Raw genomic sequence first — 18406 nt, 5'->3', positions numbered from 1 at the left:
TGGAGGCGTCGAGATGTCGACACGTACAAAGCTCGTCATAGGGGGAGTGGCCGTAGGCCTGCTCCTGATGCCGTTGATCGGATTCTGGCTGTCGCTGCTCGTAGTGATCGGAGTCCCCGCGGTGGCGTATTTCATGCTCGACCCCAGCCAGCGCCGCAGGCTGCGCCGGGCCTCCCGCAAGGAGATCGGCCGCTGACCCGGGCTTCTCGACCGTGCCGGTAGGGTCGAAGACGATCACCGGCACGGGAGAGGGGACTCCGCGCGATGGGCGCCACAGTCACGACGGTCAGCAGCAATGGGGCGTACTCCTTCACGAAGCCGAACCGCGAGAGCATCACGCTGCTCGCCGGACTCGGCGTGGAGGGCGACGTGCACGCGGGGGTGACGGTCAAGCACCGCTCCCGGATCGCGCAGGACCCGACCCAGCCGAATCTCCGCCAGGTCCACCTCATCCATGAGGAGCTCTTCATCGAGGTCGCTCAGGCCGGTTTCGAGGTCGCCCCGGGCGATCTCGGCGAGAACATCACCACAACCGGAATCGACCTGCTCGCGCTGCCCACCGGCACCGTGCTGCGACTGGGCGAGGAAGCGGAAGTGGAGATCACCGGACTGCGCAACCCGTGCCTGCAGATCGACGCCTTCCAGGACGGCCTGCTCAAGCAGGTCGTCGGCAGGGACGACGAGGGCAACATCGTGCGCAGGGCCGGAATCATGAGCATCGTCAGGACCGGCGGAGTCGTCAGGCCCGGCGATCCGATAGCCGTCGAGCTGCCGGACGGGCCGCACACGCCGCTCGAACGGGTCTAGGCCCTGTCCGGCATACCGGTTCCTCCCCGTAACCTGCTGTGCGTCCGCGCTCCCGCCGATCCTCAGGCCGGGCGTACGGCCATCTTGTCGAGTGCCTCCAGCAGCTCGGGCAGCCTGGCCCCGCGCCCCACCGGAATCACCTCGCGCGGCTCCTCGTCCAGCAGGACGAAGGCCATGTCGTCGGTTCTGGCGACCATGGACCAGCCGGGCCCGTCGGCGCGCAGCGTGCGCGCCCCGCCGGGCGCGAAGCTGGAGCGGACCCGCCCGACCGGCGGCGCGGACTCCACATAGCCGTGGGCCTCTTTCAGCGCCCGCTGCACGCCCTCGTGCCGCTCCTTCGGCGCGTCCTCGGACGTGTCCGGCGGCGACATGTCCGCATCGCCGATCTGCTCGCGCCACTCCGTCCACTGGAGCGCGATCTCGTCCGCCCCCAGCCGGCGCTGAGCAGGCCCCCACACTTCGGCGTCGGGCGGTGTCAGTGGCGCCGGATCGCCCTCCTCGGGCTCCGGATCGTGCGGCTCGGGCACGCCGGGCGCGGCGACCGCGACGGCCAGCGGCCAGCCGGGCAGCGCCGAGACCACCGAGCGCTCGCCGGGGGACAGGTCGTACTCCATGCCGCAGTCCCAGGAAGCGATCGCGACGGCGACGAGCGAGACGTCGTCGACCACGACCGTCCACCGGGCGCCACCGGAGTCCTGGCCCAGCACCAGCCCGTACCCCTGGGCGTACGGCTCGAGGCCCAGCGCCGCGCACGCGGCGGGGAAGTCGTCGCCGAGCACGCTCGGGTACTGCGCAGGCGTCAGAAGCAGCGCGGTCAGCACATACAGCGCGTCCTCGTCGACGGCGTCGTCCGTCCCGGCCACGTCACCCTCCCCATCCGATCGTTCGTCGGCGCACCTTAACCAGTGGGTAACCCGGCCGTCGAGGGTTGGCGTACGGAAAGTGGTCCCGCCCGTTCGTGAGCGGCCCCGGCCTGCCTCACGCGGCGGGCAGGCCCAGCAGGCTGCGGGCCACCGTCTGCGGCGACTCGTCCCGCTCGCGGGCGAGGGCGATGACCGCCCGGCAGGCCAACTCGCTGACCCCGAAGGACAGCGCCTCGGGGGACACCCAGGTCACCGCCTCGTCCATCTGGTCCTGATCGTCCTCCGCGCATCCCGACACATAGACGGCCGCGGCCTCGAAGATGTTGTGCTGCCGCGCCGGGGGCCGGGCTCCCGGCGCCTCCTCGGGGCGGTACGCGAGGAACTTGCGGAGCCTGCGGAGTCTGTCGAACACCCGGACCACCTTCCCCAGGGCGGCGGCTGCCGCCGATCTTCCAAGTTTCGCATCCTTGTGCGGAGTTGGAACTGGGGCGTCGGAGAGAGGAACGGCGTTCTATCGGAGAGAGGAACGGCGTTCTAGCTGACGAGGGCGCGGATCGTGGTGCGCAGCCACTTCAGCTCCGCCTCGCTGGTGGCGCGTGCGATGGTGAGGATGCCGCGGCGGAAGGGGTCGTCCAACTCCTCGGCCCGCAGCGGCCGATCGCCCTCGTAGAAGAAGCTGGCGGGCTCCTCCAGGAAGGCCAGCCGCCGCCGCAGTACGACCGTCTGTGCCTCCGCGTCCTCGAGGTGCCGCAGGAAGGCGAGGAGGGTGAACCACCGGTTCTCGTCGGTGATGTCGCCCTGGGGGGGCTCCGCGAGACGGCGCAGCAGTTCGCGCCGCCCCTCGGCCGTGAGGCTGAGGACATGCCGGGGCGCGGCGCCCGACCCCGGCTGTGTCTCGCGTGCCAGCAGGCCTGCTTTTTCGAGCCGCTTGATCGCTGGGTACAGGGTGCTCTCGGCGACGGGCCGCACGTGCCCGGTCAGAGCGGTGATGCGTTTGCGCAGTTCGTAGCCGTGCAGCGGGGCGTCATGGAGAAATCCGAGGATCGCGAGCTCGAGCATGCCCGCATTCTGCCGCATCAGCGGTGTACATCGCTGTCGCAATACATCGGTGCCGATGTATGGTGCGAGCGAAGTACGGACTTCGACAAGCAGGGGAGAGCGACCGTGCGACAGGCCGGATTCGACTCGAGGGGCAGCCTCATTCGCTGGACGGAAGCGGCTGGGGACGGTCCGCCGAGGGTGTACGTACACGGGCTCGGCGCGGCCTCGGCGGCGTACCACGCGCATATCGCGGCAAGCCCCGAACTGGCCGGACGCCGCTCGCTCTTCGTCGACCTGCCTGGTCATGGACTCAGCGACCGGCCCGCCGACTTCGGCTACTCGCTGGAGGACCATGCGGCCGCGCTCGCCGCCGTGCTCGACACGGCCGAGGTCCGCGACGCCGAGATCGTCGGGCACAGCATGGGCGGATCGGTCGCCATCGTGCTGGCGTACCGCCGGCCGGAGCTGGTGTCACGGTTGGTCGTCACGGAGGCCAACCTCGACCCCGCCCCGCCGCCGAAGGCCGGAAGCAGCGGGATCGCCACCTACAGCGAGGAGGAGTTCGTCGACGGCGGCGGCTTCGCGCGCGTGCTGGAGCGGGTCGGCCCTGCCTGGGCGGCGACCATGCGCCTGGCGGACCCGCTCGCCCTGCACCGCAGCGCGGCGGGTCTGTTCCGCGGCACGCGGCCCACGATGCGCCGGATGCTGACGGAACTGACCGCCGAGCGCACCTATCTGCAGGGCGAGAGGAGTGGTGAACTCGCCGGGAGTGAGACGCTGACGGCCTCGGGTGTGCAGGTCGTGACCGTCCCGGACGCCGGTCACAACGTCATGTTCGACAACCCTGCCGCTTTCGTACGGGCTGTCGCGGCGGCTCGGTCCTCGCGTGTCGTGGCGGGTCAGTCCCGGCGGACCGCCAGGGCGAGGAAGCGGGCGTCCTCGTCGACATAGGAGATCATCCGCCAGCCCGAACCGGCCAGCAGGGGACGGAGATTGGGCTCGGCGCGCAGATCGCCCTCGGTGATCTGCCTGCCCTGGCGGGCGGCGAGGGCCGCGCGGCCGATGGGATGGAAGAGCGCCAGCCTTCCGCCCGGCCGGACCACCCGCGCCAACTCCCGTAGATTCAGTTCCGGTTGAGGCAGATGGGCGATCAGGCCCGCGGCGAACACCGCGTCAAGGGACTCGGTGCGCAGCGGCAGCCGGGTGACATCGGCGAGCAGCAGCTGCCCGCTGCTCCCGCGCCCGGCCCGCAGGGCCGCGTCCAGCATCGCGGGCGTCAGGTCCGCACCGATCACCGTCCCCCGCGGTCCCACGGCGGAGCGCAGGGGCGGCAGGGCGCGCCCCGTCCCACAGCCCGCGTCGAGCACGGCGTCGCCGGGGCGCAGGCCGAGCTCGGCGACGGCGGCGGCGTAGGCCGGGCCGTCGTCGGGGAAGCGAGCGTCCCAGTCCGCGGCGCGGGCGCCGAAGAATTCCTGCACATGCGTGTGGTCGTCGGCCATGAGGACATGATCCCCCACAGCCTCGGACGACCGTTCGGTGCGCACGTTCGAGCGCGGCACGATCGTTCTGAAACGTCTCTCTGTCATATTCCATCAGCTTTCGAAATGCGCCCCCAGCGCACGCCCCCCACGGGTCTAGCGTCCCTGAGCCATGGGACACCTGGACCACGCAGCCTTCGGCCTGCTGACCCCCGTGCTGTCGTACGCGATGGCCGTCATCGGCGCCGCCCTCGGGCTGCGCTGCACCGTGCGCGCGCTCGACGCGAGCGGCCGCTCCCGCCGCAACTGGCTGATCACCGCAGCGTCGTCGATCGGCACCGGCATCTGGACGATGCACTTCGTAGCCATGCTCGGCTTCGCCGTGCGCGGCACCGACATCCGCTACAACGTGCCGCTGACCATCCTCAGCCTGGTCGTCGCGATGGTCGTCGTCGGCGCCGGAGTGTTCTGCGTCGGCTTCGGCCATGACCGGGTCCGCGCGCTGCTGGTCGGCGGGCTCACCACCGGGCTCGGCGTGGCCAGCATGCACTATCTCGGCATGGCGGCCCTGCGGCTGCACGGCTCCGTGCACTACGACCCGCTGCTCGTCGTGCTCTCCGTGGTCATCGCCGTGGTCGCCGCGACCGCGGCCCTGTGGGCGGCGCTCAACATCAAGTCCCCGGTCGCCGTCGCTGTCGCCTCGTTCGTCATGGGTGCGGCGGTCAGCAGCATGCACTACACCGGAATGCTCGCGGTCGGCGTGCGGGTCGTGCCATCCGGCGGCGAACTGCCCGGGGCCACGGCGATGCAGTTCATCTTCCCCCTCGCCGTCGGCCTCGGGTCGTACCTCTTCGTCACCTCGGCGTTCGTCGCACTCTCACCGACGGCCCGCGAGCGCGCCGCCTACACCTCGGCCGAGCGGCCGACCGGAGCCGCGCAGGCCGATGACGGCGAGGCCGCCCGGTCCGCCACCGGGTCCGGCTCGGGTTCCGGGTTCGGGGCCGGCTCCGGGGCGGGCTCGGGTTCCGCCGTGCCCGGGGCCGTGAACACCACCACCGCGACCGCATAGCCGGCCCGCCTGCCGCACCCCAGACCCGTAACCGGAACGAGGAGGCCATGCGCACACCCCCGAGGATCCCGGGCGACGGCCCGCCGCCGCCCCCGCTGCCACCGGCGTCGGCCGCCCGCGGACGACGGGCGCACGCAGGGCCGCCCGCGGTCGAACACACGGGACAGGAGCCGCAGGACGTACCCGTGCCCCCGCGAGTCGCCCGCGGAGGACGGCTCCCGCGGCCCAGAACCGTGCGCGCGAAGATCATCTCCCTGCTGATGGTGCCCGTCGTGTCGCTGCTGGCCCTGTGGGGACTTGCCACGGTCAGCACCGCCCAGGAGGTCTCGCGGCTGCGCCAGTTGCAGCTGGTCGACACCCAGGTCCGCGAACCGGTCACCGCCGCCGTCGCCGCTCTGCAGGCCGAACGGCGCGCGGCCGTACGGCAGATCGCAGCCCCCTCCGACGAGCGTGCCGCCGCACTCCAGCAGGAGGCCCGGCGCACCGACGACGCCGTACGCAGGCTGCGTATCGACGACACGACGACCGTCGCGGCGGGCGGCGGCGTCCCGGCCAGAGCGGCGGGACGGCTCGAGAGGTTCGTCGCGCGCGCCGACAGGCTGCGTACACTGCGCAGCGCCGTACTCGGCCGCAAGGCCACCTGGGACGCCACCTACGAGCAGTACACCGCGGCCGTCAGCTCCGCCTTCGACGTCACCGGAGCACTCACCGGCATCCAGGACGCGAGGCCCGGATCCGATGCCCGTGTCCTGTTGGAGTTCGCCCGGGCGGGCGAAATGCTCGCGCGGGAGGACGCGCTGCTGGGCTCGGCCCAGCTCAGCAAGTCCCTTGCCGCGGAGCGCCTGCGGCTGTTCACCGGTGCCGTTTCGACCCGTAGGAGCCTCACCGAATCGACCGTGGCCGATCTGCGCGGCCCCGAGGGCGCCGCCTGGCGAGATCTCGCCGCACAGAGTTCCTACCGGCAGCTGGAAGCGGCCGAGGACAAGCTCCTTGTAGCCCCCGCCGGCCGCCAGGCCGCCCAGATCGTCCCGGCCGACGTCTGGGACAAGGCCCGCGCCGCCGTCGGCGACGGTATGCGCGCCATCGAGGACGGCGCCCGCAGCAGCGCCGCCGACCGGGCCGATCCCGTCGCGCGCGGCCTGCTGACCCCGGCCGGCGCTGCCGTGCTCCTCGGACTCGCCGCTGTCGCCGCCTCGCTGGTCATCTCCGTACGCATCGGCCGCGGCCTCGTCGTCGAACTGATCAGCCTCCGCAACAGCGCACTCAAGATCGCCCGGCACCGGCTGCCGCAGGCCATGCGCAGGCTGCGGACCGGCGGGGAGATCGACATCCAGGCCGAGGCACCGCCGGGACAGCCCGCCGAGGACGAGATCGGCCAGGTCGGCGAGGCGCTCGGAACCGTCCACCGCGCCGCCCTGAGCGCCGCCGTCGAACGCGCCGAACTCGCCGGAAGCATCTCCGGAGTCTTCGTCAACCTCGCCCGCCGCAGCCAGATCCTGGTCCACCGCCAGCTCACCCTGCTGGACACCATGGAGCGCCGCGCCGACGACCCGAACGAGCTCGGCGACCTGTTCCGGCTCGACCACCTCACCACCCGTATGCGGCGGCACGCCGAAAGCCTGATCATTCTGTCCGGCTCGGCGCCCGGACGTGCCTGGCGCATGCCCGTCTCGCTGACCAGCGTCGTTCGGGCCGCCGTCTCGGAAATCGAGGACTACGCGCGCGTGGAGGTACGCCAGCTCCCGGAGACCGCCGTCGTCGGCGCCGCCGTCGCGGACGTGACGCATCTGCTGGCCGAACTGGTCGAGAACGCGGCCCAGTTCTCCCCGCCTCACACCAAGGTTCGCGTCAGCGGCGAGCCCGTGGGCAACGGCTACGTCCTGGAGATCGAGGACCGCGGCCTGGGCATGGGCAAAGAAGCGCTCGCCGAAGGCAACCGCAGACTGGAGGAGTCCGAAGCCCTCGATCTCTTCGACAGCGACCGGCTGGGCCACTTCGTCGTCAGCCGGCTCGCGTCGCGCCGCGAGATCAGGGTCCATCTGCGCCCCTCGCCGTACGGCGGTACGACGGCCGTCGTGCTGCTGCCCACCGCGCTGCTGCAGAGCGCGCTGTCCGCCCCACTCGGCTCCCGCCGTGACCCGGAGCGGGACGACGACGCCCCGGCCGCGCGGCCCGGGCGTCGACCGCGTACGGACAGCGCCCCCGTCCCGCCGCCGGCCCCCCGTCCCGCACTCGCCCCCCGGACCGAGATCCCGACCCCGCCGCCCGGCGTCACCGCCCTGCGCCTGCGTGCGGCCCCGCAGCAGTCCGACGACGGCGAACTCCCGCGCCGGACCCGCCAGGCGCACCTCGTCCCGCAGCTGCGCGAAGAGCCCAGGGCCGACGAGCCGGAGGGGAACGGGGCAAGCACCGAGGACACCACGGAACGCACCCCCGAACAGGTACGGGACCGCATGACGGCGTACCGCAACGGCTGGACCCGGGGCGGCGGTGCCGCACCCGGCACGGCAGCCCGAGGCAGCGAAGGAGACAGAGCATGACCGAGTACGAGTCGGCCGTAGCCCGCCCCACCACCGGAGACCTCGACTGGCTGCTGGACGACCTTGTCCTGCGCGTCCGTGAAGTCCGCCATGCGGTCGTGCTGTCCAACGACGGCCTGCCGGTCGGCGCGTCGACCGCCCTGACCCGAGAGGACGCCGAGCATCTGGCGGCCGTCGCCTCCGGATTCCACAGCCTCGCCAAGGGGGCGGGGCGTCACTTCCACGCCGGGGGCGTGCGCCAGACGATGGTCGAAATGGACGACGGCTTCCTCTTCGTGGCGGCCGCGGGTGACGGGTCCTGCCTCGCCGTCCTCACCTTGGTCGTCGCCGACATCGGCCTGATCGCCTACGAGATGGCCCGCCTGGTCAAACGTGTCGGCGAACATCTTCGGACCCCGCCGCGGATCACCGCGACGTGAGTGCCATGACAGAGGCCAGAGGCGACGCGACGGGTGCGGCCGGTGCACCGGGCAGACCCGGTGCGCAGGGGACGGCCGACAGCGCCGCCGGCCAGTGGTACGACGACGACGCCGGGCCGCTCGTGCGTCCGTACGCGATGACGGGCGGGCGGACCAAACCGGGCCCCAGCAATGTGCGGTTCGACCTCATCGCGCTCGTCGACATCGAGGCCGACGCGCCCGGCCCGGCCGAGGAGTCCCTTCTCGGCCCCGAACACCGGGCGCTGCTCACCCTGTGCCGCTGCGAGACCCAGTCCGTCGCGGAACTCGCCGCCGACGCCGATCTGCCGGTCGGCGTCGTACGGGTCCTTCTCGGAGATCTGCTCGAAGCGGGATTCGTGCGGGTCAGCCGTCCCGTACCACCGGCTCAACTGCCCGACGAGAAGATCCTCAGGGAGGTGATCGAGGGGCTGAGGGCTCTCTAGCCTCCGCTACTGCGTTCCCAGTCGGCCCTGGTCAGGGCGTATTCGACATCGCCGAGCTCGGAGCCTTCGATGGGCTCCGGCCACTCCTCGAAGAAGGTCCGGACATAGCTCAGACCCGCCTTTTCCATCACCCGCCGCGAACGGGCGTTGACCGTCATGGTGTTCGCGGTCACCCGCTCCACGCCGAGTTCCGTGAACCCCTTGCGAACCAGCGCGACCGCGCCCTCCGTCGCATAGCCGCGGCCCCAAGCGGCTCGGTTCAGGCGGTATCCGAGTTCGGCCTCCGCAGCGCTGTGGGCGTCCAGCGGCTTCAGTTCGAACCAGCCCAGAAATTCATTGGTGGACCGCTCTTCTGCCGCCCAGAAGCCCCGATTGCCGAGGCACGGACAGTGATGGAGATAGCGCGGCAGCGACTCGGCCAGCACCGCCTCCCGCGTGGTCGGCCGGCCTCCGTTGATGAAACGCATGACCTCGGGGTCGTTGTCGAGGTCGAGCAGGTGGTCCACATCGGCCTCGCCGAGAGCGCGAAGCGCCAGACGGCCGGTCTCCAGGAAGTAGGGCATGCCCCGATCCTCGGCACATCCCGCACCACCCGCCAGCGAATATCACTCCCGTATCACTCCCGAGAGAAGTTACCGATGGCTTCCGAGAGCTCTCACAGCACCGGTGGCGACACCACCGCCCTCGCGCTGAAAATCCTCGTCGCCGGCGGATTCGGCGTCGGCAAGACCACGCTGGTCGGCGCGGTCAGTGAAATCCGGCCCCTGCGTACTGAGGAACAGCTCAGTCAGGCGGGCAGTACGGTCGACGACACCGGTGGAGTCGACCAGAAGTCCACGACGACCGTCGCCATGGACTTCGGACGCATCACGATCCGCTCGGGCCTGTCCCTCTATCTCTTCGGGACCCCCGGCCAGGACCGCTTCTGGTTCCTGTGGGACGAGCTTTCGCAGGGTGCCCTGGGAGCGGTGGTCCTCGCCGACACCCGGCGCCTGGTGGACTGCTTTCCCGCTGTCGACTACTTCGAGCACCGCAGGATTCCCTTCGTCGTCGCGGTCAACTGTTTCGCCGGGGCCCGTACCTACGGGGCGCACGAAGTCTCGCGCGCCCTCGATCTCGAACGGGGGACACCGGTGGTGCTGTGCGACGCGAGAGACCGTGACTCCGGAAAAGAGGTGCTCGTACGCCTGGTCGAATATGCCGGTCGAATGCACACCGCCCGGCTGCTCGATTCGGTCGGCTAGGCGCACCTTGCCGAGTCGTCGTGTGTACGAAAGGCTTACGGCAACGCGAGGCCACGGGGAACGTATGAGCGGGGAGGACCGACCATGGCGCTGGACAAGGGACTTGACTGGCTGCTGGACGACCTGACGAAGAGAATCGAGCACATACGGCACGCTTTGGTGCTGTCCAATGACGGTCTGGTGACGGGCGCGAGCACGGGACTTGCCCGGGAGGACGCTGAACATCTCGCCGCGGTCTCCTCCGGCCTGCACTCCCTCGCCCGCGGGTCCGGACGTCACTTCCGGGCGGGCAAGGCGCGCCAGACCATGGTCGAGTTCGATGAAGCGCTGCTCTTCGTCACGGCGGCCGGCGAGGGAAGCTGCCTGTGCGTACTGAGCGCGGCCGAGGCCGACGTCGGTCAGGTGGCGTACGAGATGACGCTGATGGTGAACCGGGTCGGTGAGCATCTGGGAGTCGAGGCCAGACAGCCGGGCGGAACCTCCCTCTGACCTGGGGGAATTCGGATCGCTGCGGGGTTATCCACAGGCCCGGCGCGATGCGACTGTGTCCGGCTACGGTCGTCACCGAGAGTATTCACACCTCACGGGGAGACCGGCATGACGGTGAAGGAAGCAGCGACGTCCGGCGGGGCCGTGCGCAGTCTGGCGCTGGGGCGAGCCGCGCAGGAGCTGGGCCTCAAGCGGGGAGAGCTGGACCTCGCGGTCCGGCTGGGCCATGTCCGCGCCACGCCGGGCGCGAGCGGCGGCCCGCCCAGGATCGACCGGCAGGAGGTCGACCGGCTGCGCGCGGCCGATGGATTCCCGGACGCCCTGCGGGAGCGGGTGCGGACCGTGGGCACGATGGAGGGGGCGGAGCTCGTCTCGATCAGCCCCGCGCGTTTTACCCGGCTCGCCCGCACGGGCCATTTCACGCCGGTCCGGTTCTATCTCAATCGCTACCGCGCGGTCGTCTGGCTCTATCTGGCCGAAGAACTGCGCGAGTTCGCCCTCGCCCACCCCGCACTCCTCAGCGGCAGGACCCCGCCGACGCTGCGGGCCCTGCTCGACGCCGGTGAGGACCGGCGCGCTCGCAACTGGCGGAGCAGGCGGTTGGGACTGCTCCTGCGCGTGACCGAGGACCCCTGGCAGCAGGCGGCGGCGATCGCCTCGGTGCTCGATTCGGCGACGGTGGCCGAGGTGGTGACCGACCCCTACGAACGCTCACATCTGCGCGTGCTCCGGCCCGAACTCGTCCCGGGCCTCCCGGACACACCGGCAGCGAGGGAGGTGGTCGGGCGGCTGCTCCTGGCTGACCACCCCGACGAGATCCTCTGGCACCGGGTGAGCCTGGCCCATGCCTTGCGAGAGGCGCGCGAACTGCGTCCGGCGCCACGGCCGGGCGCGAGGGACGAAGCGCGGCCGGTGCGTCGCGAGGTCTCCGTCCGCTCCCGGCCGGTGCCGGTGGCGCACCACAGTGGCCGCAGTCCGCACGGGCGGGGACTGCTCGCGCGGCTGCGCCTGCGGAAGGAGCGACGCGATACGGCGCAGGTGGGGCGGGACGGGCGGGGCTGATGGTGCGACAGATGGAGTTACGGACTGGTCGGTTCGCGTTTCCGGACGAAGGGGGCGCGTTACCGCCTGGTGCTCGAAGCCGCGCGAGGCTTCATACTGCCTCTACGCCCGAAGCCCCGCGGGAGCCGGAGGACAAGGACGGGGCTGCTCCAGCCGTATCGCGCGGCATACGCTGATGTGGCCGACTGCCGAGGGAGGCACAAATGGAGACGCGGGTTGTGCCTTGAAAATCCTGGTGGTGGACGACCGCGAGGACAACCTCTTCGCGATAGAGAGCCTGTTACGCCCCGTGGGGCGTCCGGTGGTACGGGCACACAGCGGGGACGAAGCACTGAAGACCGTGCTGCGCGGCGGGATAGCCGTGGTGATCCTCGATGTGGTGATGCCGCAGATGGACGGCCTGGAGGTGCTCGCCTATCTCAAGCGACTGGACCACACCCGCAATCTGCCCGTGGTGCTGATGACCGGCCTCGGCAGGGACGACGACCTGGCCGCCCGTGCGTATGACCTCGGCGTCTCCGACTTCCTGGTCAAGCCGGTGGACCCCTGGGTGGTGCGTACGAAAGTCAGGGCGCTCGCCGATCTGTACACGGAGAACCAGAGCCTGCGCGCGCAGCTCGGCGCCCTGACCGGTCGCCGGGCCGACGGCTCCGCGGCCGGCCTGCCCGACCTCCTGGAGTCACGCCTTCCGCACCAGAGCGGCGGCACGAAAGGCCGTGCCCGGAGCATCCAGGGCACCGACTGACCGCCGCGCCCGACCGACGGGCAGGACTGGACCGCGGGACCGCGCCGGGCAGGACCGGGACCGAGGGCATTCGGTGATGGCTCCCGCATGCGGCGCGACCGGGCACGCACCTGATCGAGTGGTCCGGGCCGGAGTTCGGCGAAGCCTTGCACTGCGCGGTCCCCGTTCGCCGTACAACGTGAAGCTGGGCTGTTGGCCCGCTTAAGAAATCCTCGATGGACTCAGAAGTCACGGCTGGGCAGATTGGTCCAGGTCCACCCCGATCCCGTCACCATGCCTGGAGCCGCCCCGATGAAGGCACTTGTCAAGCAGCATGCCGAGCCCGGCCTGTGGCTCATGGACGTGCCGGAGCCGGAGACCGGCCCGGGCGATGTGCTGATCAAGGTGCTGCGCACCGGCATCTGCGGCACCGATCTGCACATCAGATCCTGGGACGGCTGGGCCCAGCAGGCCGTCAGCACACCGCGGGTACTCGGCCACGAGTTCGTCGGCGAGGTCGCGGCGGTCGGCGCGGACGTCGAGGACATCGCGGTGGGCGATGTGGTCAGCGGCGAGGGCCATCTGGTCTGCGGCAAGTGCCGCAACTGTCTCGCCGGGCGCCGCCACCTGTGCCGCAGCACCGTCGGACTCGGCGTCGGCAGGGACGGCGCGTTCGCCGAGTACGTCGCGCTCCCCGCGTCCAACGTGTGGGTGCACCGCACGGAGGTGGACCTGGACATCGCCGCGATCTTCGACCCGTTCGGGAACGCCGTGCACACCGCGCTCTCCTTCCCGCTGGTCGGCGAGGACGTACTGATCACCGGCGCGGGCCCGATCGGCATCATGGCCGCAGCCGTCGCCCGGCACGCGGGCGCACGCAACGTGGTGATCACCGATGTCAGCGAGTCCCGCCTCGCGATCGCCCGGAAGGCAGGCGCCACCCTCGCCCTGAACGTCGCCCAGCACGACATCGCCGAGGCGCAGCGGCAGCTCGGCCTCAAGGAGGGCTTCGACATCGGCCTGGAGATGTCCGGTCGTCCCGAGGCGATGCGCGACATGGTCGACAACATGACCCATGGCGGCCGTATCGCCATGCTGGGACTGCCCGCGCAGGAGTTCGCGGTCGACTGGTCGAAGATCGTCACCTCGATGATCACCATCAAGGGCATCTACGGCCGCGAGATGTTCGAGACCTGGTACGCGATGACCGTTCTGCTCGAAGGCGGACTCGACCTCAGCCCCGTGATCACCGGCAGCTACGGGTACCAGGACTTCGACGCCGCCTTCGACGAGGCCGCCACCGCCCGCAGCGGCAAGATCATCCTCGACTGGACCGTCTAGGTCCTGTCCGGCCGATCCTGCCGGGCTCGCGTGCCCTGCCCCCTCGTCCCTTCCGAGCCTCCGCAGCCTTCGTAAGGAGCCCCATCATGTACGCGTCCGTCCGCGACGACCTTCGCACCACCCTCGAGGAGATTCGCGCCGCCGGTCTCTACAAGCCCGAGCGGGTCATCGGCACCCCGCAGAGCGCCTCCGTCTCCGTCGCCTCGGGCGAGGTCCTCAACTTCTGCGCCAACAACTACCTCGGCCTCGCCGACCACCCCGAGGTCGTCACCGCCGCCAAGGAGGCGCTGGACCGCTGGGGCTACGGAATGGCCTCCGTCCGCTTCATCTGCGGCACCCAGGACGTCCACAAGGAGCTCGAGGCGCGCCTTTCCGCGTTCCTCGGCCAGGAGGACACGATCCTCTACTCCTCCTGCTTCGATGCCAACGGCGGCGTCTTCGAGACGCTCCTCGGCCCCGAGGACGCGGTGATCTCCGACGCGCTGAACCACGCCAGCATCATCGACGGCATCCGCCTGTCCAAGGCCCGCCGCCACCGCTACGCCAACCGCGATCTCGCCGACCTGGAGCAGCAGCTCAAGGAGACCCAGGACGCCCGCCGCCGTCTCATCGTCACCGACGGCGTCTTCTCCATGGACGGCTATGTCGCCCCCCTCGCCGAGATCTGCGACCTCGCCGACCGTTATGACGCGATGGTCATGGTCGACGACTCGCACGCCGTCGGCTTCGTCGGCCCCGGCGGCCGCGGCACCCCTGAGCTGCACGGCGTGATGGACCGCGTCGACATCATCACCGGCACCCTCGGCAAGGCGCTCGGCGGCGCGTCCGGCGGCTATGTCGCGGCCCGCGCCGAGATCGTCGAGCTTCTGCGCCAGCGCTCGCGCCCGTATCTCTTCTCCAACTCCCTCGCCCCCGTGATCGCCGCCGCCTCCCTCAAGGTCCTGGACCTGCTGGAGTCCGCCGGTGACCTGCGCGAGAGGCTGAACGCGAACACCGCGCTCTTCCGTACGAAGATGACCGAGGCGGGCTTCGAGATCCTTCCCGGCGACCACGCCATCGCCCCCGTCATGATCGGCGACGCCGCCGAGGCCGGCCGGATGGCCGAACTCCTGCTGGAGCGCGGGGTGTACGTGATCGGCTTCTCCTACCCTGTCGTCCCGATGGGCCAGGCGAGGATCCGGGTCCAGCTCTCCGCCGCGCACTCCACCGAGGACGTGGAGCGGGCCGTCGCCGCGTTCATCGACGCGCGCGAGGCGCTGAAGGGCTGATTTCACCTGGCAAGATGGACCGGGTGATCGACCCCCGGCGGCTGCGCATCCTGCGTGCCGTGGCGGACCACCGTACGGTGACCGCCGCGGCCGCCGCGCTGTACCTCACCCCCTCGGCCGTCTCCCAGCAGCTGAACGCGCTGGAGCAGGAGACCGGCCACGCCTTGCTGATCCGCAGCGGCAAGGGGGTGCGGCTGACGGCCGCGGGGGAGATCCTGCTGGCCCACACCCACACCGTGCTCGCCCAGCTGGAGCGCGCCGAGGCGGAACTCGCGTCCTACGCGGGCGGCGTAGCCGGCGAGGTCACGGTCGCCGCCTTCGCCACCGGCATCGCCGAGGTCGTCGCCCCGGCGATCGTGCACCTCGCCGCCGGCCATCCGGACATCCGGGTGCGCGTACGGGACGCCGAGGGCGACGAGAGCCTTCCGCTGGTGCTCGACGGCGAGGCGGATCTGGCGGTGGCGGTCGAGTACCGGGGGGCGCCCCGCGAGGACGATCGCAGGCTGTCGAGGGTGCCGCTGTACGCCGAGCCGTTCGACGCCGTACTGCACGCGGGACATCCCCTCGGCGCGGGTGAACGCGTCGAGCTGGCCGAGCTCGCCGACAGTGACTGGATCGGCCCCTACCCCGGCAACCCGTGTCACGACATGGTGCTGCTCGCCTGCGAACTCGCCGGGTTCCAGCCCCGCCTCATGCACTCCTCGGACGACTTCCGCGCAGTGGTCGCCCTCGCGGGAGCGGCGGCGGGAGTGGCACTGGTGCCGCGCTCTGCGCTGCGCGGGATGGAACTCACGGACGTTGTCGTACGGCCCGTGGCGGGCCCGGCCGCGACCCGGCGGGTCTTCGCCGCCGTGCGCCGGGGCGCGGAGTCCCACCCGCTGATCCGCCCTGTGCTCGACGCGCTGGCCAAGTCGGCGGCCGGACTCTCCTCCGACTGAGCGGGCCCCCGGACCGGCCGGTCAGCCGGCCGGCGTCGCCTCCATCGCCTTCTTCAGGTTGTCCAGCGTGCTGCGGATATTGCGGCGCTGGAAGTCGGCGAACGTGTGCCCCCGGGTCGCCATCCGGTCGAAGGCGTTGGCCACGGCATCCGGCCAGCCCCGACGGTCATCCGTCCAGGTCTCGGTCACCCGGGTCCCCCCGTCGACGGCCTCGAAGCGGTACTCCCAGGTCGCGATCCGGCCGGGCAGCACGGGCCTGCGCCGGCCTATGGCGCGTACCCGGAAGGCGAACCGCTCACCGGGATCCGCCGCGATCACCGTGCACCGTGTGGTCCAGCGCAGCGGCCCGCGCTTGTTGTCGCCGTCGAAGACCATGCCCACGTACGCCTCTTGAGCGCCGCCGCGTACCCTCGCTCCCCGGTTCTCCGGACTCCAGCGACCCATCAGGGCCGGGTTGCTGATCTGCGCGTAGATCGTCGAGGGGTTGGCGTCGATGACGACGCTGTCCGACACAGAGAAGGTTCGTGCCATGGGTACGACTCCGATCGTGAGTTCGGGCGGACAGCGCCGTCGCTGATCATCCCCGCGGCTGTACCGCGTCGGCCAGGATGGAAGCGTCGACATCGTCGTACTCGTCGCTGTGCCGAAGCGGAGCTCCGGCGCTGCGACGGCTGAGGACGGTGCCGAGCCAGCCGGCGAGGAATCCGACGGGGACGGAGAGCAGGCCGGTGGTGGTGTACGGGAACCAGGTGAAGTCGGCGTCGGGGAAGATCGCCCTGGGGGAACCCGAGACGAGATTGGTCCCGGTGATGAGGATCAGCACGCTCAGCGTGCCGCCGATCAGCGTGCTCAGCAGCCCCGTCCGGTTGTACTGGCGCCAGAAGAGGCTGTAGATCAGCGCGGGCGCGACCGCGGAGGCGCCCAGGCAGAAGGACAGGGTGACCATCGCCTGCAGGTTCACATGCCGGGAGGCCGCCGCCAGGAAGATGGCGGAGAGACCGACGGCGGCCGCCGTGCCCCGGGCCACCATCATCTCGGTCCGGTCGCGCTGGGCCCGCTTGCGGCCCAGACCGTGCGTGATGAGGTCGTGGGCGAGGGTGTTGGCACAGGCGAGCGTGATGCCGGCGACCGAGGCCAGCAGGGTCAGGAAGATCGCGGTGGCCATGGCCGTGAACAGCAGCGTCTCGAAGGTGGACACCTCCGAGCCCATGATCGCCTGGCTGACCAGCAGGATCGAGGTCTTGCCCTGCGGATCGGCGAGGGCGATCTGCTCATGGCCCACGATCGCCGCGGCGCCGAAGCCGATGACGGCGCTCAGCACACACATGACGACAACCGTCGACACTGCCCAGGACATGGAGCGCCGCGCGGCGGACGCGCTGCGGGAGCTGAACATACGCATCGTGATGTGCGGAAGGCAGGCCGCGCCCAGGACGACGGTCAGCTGGGCGCTGATCATGTCCAGGCCGTCGCCGCCGAACTGGAGCCCGGGCGCCAGGTACGCGTCACCCACACCGCTCCCGCGTGCCGCCGCGTCCAGCAGCGAGGGGATGCTGAAGTCGAAGCGGTTCAGGATGAGCGAGGCGATGGCAAGGGCCGCGGCGAGCAGCACCACCGTCTTCACGATCTGGATGAAGGCGGTGCCCTTCATGCCGCCGATGGCCGCGTAGATGATCATCAGCAGACCGAGCAGCACGATGGAGCCGGTCTTGAATCCCGCGGCGTCGATGCCGAGGACGAAGGCCAGCAGATCGCCTGCGCCCGCGAGCTGGAAGATCAGCAGCGGAAACAGGGCGATGAGCGACACGATGCAGGCGGTGATGCGTACGGCGGAACTGGGCTCGCGGCGGGTGAGGACGTCGCCCATGGTGAACCGGCCCGCGTTCCGCAGTGGTTCGGCCAGCAGGAACATCAGCAGCACCAGCGAGAGCACCGTACTGAGAGCGAGTACGAGACCGTCCTGGCCGAGCAGCGAGATGACGCCGATGGTGCCGAGCACGCTGGAGGCGGAGATGTAGTCGCCGGCGATGGCGAGGCCGCTCTGCATGGGGGACAGCGAGCGGAAGCCGGTGTAGAACTCGTCCAGGTCGTCGCGGTCGGGCCCGGTCATCACGCACAGCAGCAGGGTCACCGTGGTCACCGCGATGAAGGCGACGAACGACATGGTCTGGGCTTCGGAGCCGAATCCGCTCATCGGCGTGCTCCCTGGGTGGTCGGTGCGGCCTGGAGACGTACGGCATAGGCCAGCGGATCGACCCGGCGGCGCGCGGACCTCTCGTACGCGGCGACGGCTATGAGGGACACCGGGAGCTGGATCAGGCCGAGCAGGAGGGCGATGTTGAGACCGCCGGTGATCTTGCTCGTCATCAGGTCCGGCGCGTACGCGGACAGGAGGAGAAACAGCACGAAGTAGCCGAGGGCCGTCAGGGTCGCCACCCGGCGCAGCCGTCGGTAGGCGGAGCTCAGGGCGCGCACGTCGCGGTGGGGGTCGGACGGCTGCCGCGGCGTGGCCGGGGGAGCGGGCTCCTGCCAGTAGTGGAGCGGGTTTCGCGGCTGCTGGGGGTACTCGGGAAACTCGGGATAGGAGCGCGGTGGAGGGTAGTGCGACATCGCGTTTGTTCCTCGTGTGCCTGTGCGGGGGCAGGGGCAGGGCAGGCTG

At 70.7% G+C, this 18406-nt stretch carries 22 protein-coding genes; 14 read left to right on the top strand and 8 right to left on the bottom strand.

The window, feature by feature from the left end; translation table 11 throughout:
• Window positions 1–13: 13 nt before the first annotated feature.
• Together OHA61_RS03420 and OHA61_RS03415 are read left to right on the top strand one after the other, a co-directional pair.
• Window positions 14–196, top strand: a complete 183-nt coding sequence (locus tag OHA61_RS03420) for a hypothetical protein (protein WP_328666360.1) — start codon at window positions 14–16, stop codon at window positions 194–196.
• Window positions 197–264: 68 nt separating this feature from the next.
• Entirely contained in the window at window positions 265–807 is a 543-nt protein-coding gene (locus OHA61_RS03415) for an MOSC domain-containing protein (protein WP_406301617.1), read from the top strand.
• A 62-nt stretch (window positions 808–869) separates the two neighbouring features.
• Here the strand turns inward: OHA61_RS03415 and OHA61_RS03410 are convergent, their stop codons facing one another.
• The 3 genes from OHA61_RS03410 to OHA61_RS03400 all read right to left on the bottom strand — a co-directional run bounded on the left by OHA61_RS03410 (window position 870) and on the right by OHA61_RS03400 (window position 2729).
• Window positions 870–1670, bottom strand: coding sequence for a hypothetical protein (locus OHA61_RS03410; protein ID WP_406301616.1), 801 nt, complete (start codon window positions 1668–1670; stop codon window positions 870–872).
• A 115-nt stretch (window positions 1671–1785) separates the two neighbouring features.
• Window positions 1786–2082, bottom strand: coding sequence for a hypothetical protein (locus tag OHA61_RS03405; RefSeq protein ID WP_406301615.1), 297 nt, complete (start codon window positions 2080–2082; stop codon window positions 1786–1788).
• A gap of 122 nt (window positions 2083–2204) precedes the next feature.
• Window positions 2205–2729 carry a PadR family transcriptional regulator gene (locus OHA61_RS03400; RefSeq protein ID WP_406301614.1) on the bottom strand — a complete coding sequence of 175 codons (525 nt, stop codon included), beginning with the start codon at window positions 2727–2729 and terminating at the stop codon, window positions 2205–2207.
• 105 nt (window positions 2730–2834) lie between these two features.
• Here OHA61_RS03400 and OHA61_RS03395 point away from each other — a divergent pair, with 105 nt between their 5' ends.
• Window positions 2835–3662 carry an alpha/beta fold hydrolase gene (locus OHA61_RS03395; RefSeq protein WP_406301613.1) on the top strand — a complete coding sequence of 276 codons (828 nt, stop codon included), beginning with the start codon at window positions 2835–2837 and terminating at the stop codon, window positions 3660–3662.
• On the opposite strand, the gene OHA61_RS03390 is transcribed toward OHA61_RS03395, so the two are convergent.
• A complete protein-coding gene (locus tag OHA61_RS03390) occupies window positions 3611–4210 on the bottom strand; it encodes a class I SAM-dependent methyltransferase (RefSeq protein ID WP_406301612.1) in 600 nt (199 codons plus the stop codon). The genes OHA61_RS03395 and OHA61_RS03390 overlap by 52 nt on opposite strands.
• 151 nt (window positions 4211–4361) lie before the next feature.
• Here OHA61_RS03390 and OHA61_RS03385 point away from each other — a divergent pair, with 151 nt between their 5' ends.
• The 4 genes from OHA61_RS03385 to OHA61_RS03370 are packed head-to-tail and all read left to right on the top strand — an operon-like array spanning window position 4362 to window position 8681.
• Window positions 4362–5258 carry an MHYT domain-containing protein gene (locus OHA61_RS03385; protein ID WP_406301611.1) on the top strand — a complete coding sequence of 299 codons (897 nt, stop codon included), beginning with the start codon at window positions 4362–4364 and terminating at the stop codon, window positions 5256–5258.
• Between the two features lie 47 nt (window positions 5259–5305).
• Window positions 5306–7798, top strand: coding sequence for a nitrate- and nitrite sensing domain-containing protein (locus OHA61_RS03380; RefSeq protein WP_406301610.1), 2493 nt, complete (start codon window positions 5306–5308; stop codon window positions 7796–7798).
• Window positions 7795–8217 carry a roadblock/LC7 domain-containing protein gene (locus OHA61_RS03375; protein WP_324978602.1) on the top strand — a complete coding sequence of 141 codons (423 nt, stop codon included), beginning with the start codon at window positions 7795–7797 and terminating at the stop codon, window positions 8215–8217. The genes OHA61_RS03380 and OHA61_RS03375 overlap by 4 nt, the downstream gene beginning before the upstream one ends.
• A gap of 5 nt (window positions 8218–8222) precedes the next feature.
• Window positions 8223–8681, top strand: a complete 459-nt coding sequence (locus OHA61_RS03370; RefSeq protein ID WP_406301609.1) for a DUF742 domain-containing protein — start codon at window positions 8223–8225, stop codon at window positions 8679–8681.
• Here the strand turns inward: OHA61_RS03370 and OHA61_RS03365 are convergent.
• Window positions 8678–9244, bottom strand: coding sequence for a GNAT family N-acetyltransferase (locus tag OHA61_RS03365; RefSeq protein ID WP_406301608.1), 567 nt, complete (start codon window positions 9242–9244; stop codon window positions 8678–8680). The two genes, OHA61_RS03370 and OHA61_RS03365, sit on opposite strands and share 4 nt — an antisense overlap.
• 75 nt (window positions 9245–9319) lie before the next feature.
• Between OHA61_RS03365 and OHA61_RS03360 the strand changes: the two genes are divergently transcribed.
• The 7 genes from OHA61_RS03360 to OHA61_RS03330 all read left to right on the top strand — a co-directional run bounded on the left by OHA61_RS03360 (window position 9320) and on the right by OHA61_RS03330 (window position 15747).
• Window positions 9320–9925, top strand: coding sequence for an ATP/GTP-binding protein (locus tag OHA61_RS03360; RefSeq protein WP_324978598.1), 606 nt, complete (start codon window positions 9320–9322; stop codon window positions 9923–9925).
• A gap of 84 nt (window positions 9926–10009) precedes the next feature.
• Window positions 10010–10414 carry a roadblock/LC7 domain-containing protein gene (locus OHA61_RS03355; RefSeq protein WP_142212421.1) on the top strand — a complete coding sequence of 135 codons (405 nt, stop codon included), beginning with the start codon at window positions 10010–10012 and terminating at the stop codon, window positions 10412–10414.
• Window positions 10415–10522: 108 nt separating this feature from the next.
• Window positions 10523–11476 (top strand): DUF6397 family protein, encoded by a 954-nt coding sequence (locus OHA61_RS03350; RefSeq protein ID WP_406301607.1) that lies wholly within the window; start codon window positions 10523–10525, stop codon window positions 11474–11476.
• Between the two features lie 238 nt (window positions 11477–11714).
• The gene (locus tag OHA61_RS03345; RefSeq protein WP_406301606.1) at window positions 11715–12221 is read left to right on the top strand and encodes a two-component system response regulator; all 507 of its coding nucleotides are present in this window, start codon (window positions 11715–11717) and stop codon (window positions 12219–12221) included.
• Window positions 12222–12512: 291 nt separating this feature from the next.
• Complete coding sequence (gene tdh, locus OHA61_RS03340) at window positions 12513–13541, top strand: L-threonine 3-dehydrogenase (RefSeq protein WP_406301605.1); 1029 nt, start codon at window positions 12513–12515, stop codon at window positions 13539–13541.
• A gap of 86 nt (window positions 13542–13627) precedes the next feature.
• Window positions 13628–14809: a glycine C-acetyltransferase gene (locus OHA61_RS03335; RefSeq protein WP_406301604.1), complete on the top strand. Its 1182-nt coding sequence runs from the start codon at window positions 13628–13630 to the stop codon at window positions 14807–14809.
• A gap of 23 nt (window positions 14810–14832) precedes the next feature.
• The gene (locus OHA61_RS03330; protein ID WP_361902800.1) at window positions 14833–15747 is read left to right on the top strand and encodes a LysR family transcriptional regulator; all 915 of its coding nucleotides are present in this window, start codon (window positions 14833–14835) and stop codon (window positions 15745–15747) included.
• 21 nt (window positions 15748–15768) lie between these two features.
• On the opposite strand, the gene OHA61_RS03325 is transcribed toward OHA61_RS03330, so the two are convergent.
• Genes OHA61_RS03325 through OHA61_RS03315 form a run of 3 tightly spaced genes read right to left on the bottom strand, consistent with a single transcriptional unit; the run spans window position 15769 to window position 18357 of the window.
• A complete protein-coding gene (locus OHA61_RS03325; RefSeq protein WP_406301603.1) occupies window positions 15769–16278 on the bottom strand; it encodes an SRPBCC family protein in 510 nt (169 codons plus the stop codon).
• Window positions 16279–16324: 46 nt separating this feature from the next.
• Entirely contained in the window at window positions 16325–17941 is a 1617-nt protein-coding gene (locus OHA61_RS03320; RefSeq protein ID WP_406301602.1) for a cation acetate symporter, read from the bottom strand.
• Window positions 17938–18357 (bottom strand): DUF485 domain-containing protein, encoded by a 420-nt coding sequence (locus OHA61_RS03315; protein WP_406301601.1) that lies wholly within the window; start codon window positions 18355–18357, stop codon window positions 17938–17940. Before OHA61_RS03315 ends, OHA61_RS03320 begins: the two co-directional genes overlap by 4 nt.
• Window positions 18358–18406 lie beyond the last annotated feature (49 nt).

The sequence above is a fragment of the Streptomyces sp. NBC_00885 genome (assembly GCF_045207475.1).
Classification (GTDB): Bacteria; Actinomycetota; Actinomycetes; order Streptomycetales; family Streptomycetaceae; genus Streptomyces.
Note: the sequence above shows the minus strand (reverse complement) of the source record. Positions and strands in the feature narration are given on the sequence as shown.